General features: G+C 47.1%; 2 protein-coding genes. One reads left to right on the forward strand and one right to left on the reverse strand.

Annotation, left to right across the window (positions count from 1 at the left end):
• Positions 1-308, forward strand: a 308-nt coding sequence (locus tag R7093_RS24410) for a cytochrome b (RefSeq protein WP_318146910.1), incomplete at its 5' end; no start/stop codon positions are given.
• Positions 309-434: 126 nt separating this feature from the next.
• Here R7093_RS24410 and R7093_RS24415 read toward each other — a convergent pair.
• On the reverse strand, positions 435-910 hold a 476-nt coding region (locus R7093_RS24415), incomplete at its 5' end, for a peroxidase family protein (RefSeq protein WP_318146911.1).

Consider the following 910-nt stretch of genomic DNA (forward strand, 5'->3'; position numbering starts at 1 on the left):
AAAGAAGTAAATTTGAGTCTATCGCGGCGGCTGTGGTTATGTACTCTCTTTTGGCCTTAACTGTGGTGTTGCCTTTGTCTGGTATCGCGGTTTCTGTAGGAGAAGGGTACGGTCTGAGCCTGTTTGGTTTTGAATTAGTGAGTTCTGGCAGAGAAATACACATGCTGAAAGAGCTGGGCGAGGGGATCCACGAGTTTAGTGGTGAAGCGTTGTTGCCATTCCTATTGGTTTTGCACCTTGGTGCCAGCTTTATGCATCACTTTATTAAGCAGGACGGAACGTTGCTGAGAATGTTGGGCAAAGCTTGATAAGACAAAACAAGAATGTGCTTCGAAGGTTTCTGAGCAACAAAATGGCAGGTAAGTGATACCTGCCATTTTTTATATAAGCGAAAGGATGCCTAATTGTTAGATTAGGCTTCGCTTTGGATGACATCAAAATCGGTCGGCGTTCATCACTTTGGTCCACGCGGCGACAAAGTCTTCAACGAATTTTCCTGCGTTGTCATCTTGTGCATACAGTTCGGCATAGGCTCTGAGTATTGAGTTTGAACCGAAGACAAGATCGACGCGGGTCGCTATCCATTTTACATCTTTAGAGCGACGGCTGCGGATTTCGTAAAGGTTTTCGCCAACGGGCTCCCACGTGTAGTTCATGTCGGTTAGGTTAACGAAGAAATCGTTGGTAAGTTGGCCGACTCGGTCTGTGAACACACCGTGTTTGCTACCGCCATGATTTGTGCCAAGAACGCGCATCCCTCCGACGAGCACCGTCATTTCAGCGGCAGTTAACCCCATCAACTGGGTGCGATCCAACAGCATTTCTTCTGGTGTTACAACGTAGTTTTGTTTGAGCCAGTTTCGATACCCATCGTGCAACGGTTCTAACACCTCGAAAGACTCAACATCCG

This window comes from Vibrio sp. 1580, from assembly GCF_033340055.1.